The organism is Arenibacter sp. F26102 (assembly GCF_023015865.1).
Classification (GTDB): Bacteria; Bacteroidota; Bacteroidia; order Flavobacteriales; family Flavobacteriaceae; genus Arenibacter.
Genome location: NZ_JALKBC010000067.1, coordinates 1 through 369, shown reverse-complemented (window position 1 = coordinate 369; position 369 = coordinate 1). Strand labels below are relative to the sequence as shown.

Sequence of the window (369 nt, the reverse complement as noted above, 5' to 3'; positions counted from 1 at the left end):
CAACGGATAATACGGCCCTGAGCGGCCAACAACTGGGGTCTCTCTTCGGGGTAAACGGCAAGAAGCTCCAGCGACAGTACAAAAATTATATGAGCGATTTTAAGGACTGGGAGCAAAAGGGACATGCCAAACAATGGCTCATCTTTCCCGAAAATATAGGACCTTACCTGTCCATTGACGAAACGGCACTGTCCAAGGGTGAACTCTATACAATTATCACCAACAAAAAGGCCAAGGGCAAGAAAGGGGCCATAGTGGCCATATTCTCCGGCACCAAGGTGGAGCCCATCATGGAACAACTGATGAAAATGCCCGCCAAGAAAAGGGCAACGGTCAAGGAAATCACCCTGGATATGGCGAACTCGATGA

The 369-nt window shown here is 49.1% G+C and carries 1 protein-coding gene; it reads left to right on the top strand.

Annotated elements, in window-relative coordinates; translation table 11 throughout:
• Positions 1 to 17 precede the first annotated feature (17 nt).
• A partial coding sequence (locus MWU78_RS22295; RefSeq protein WP_247002026.1) for a transposase occupies positions 18 to 369 on the top strand: 352 nt, incomplete at its 3' end.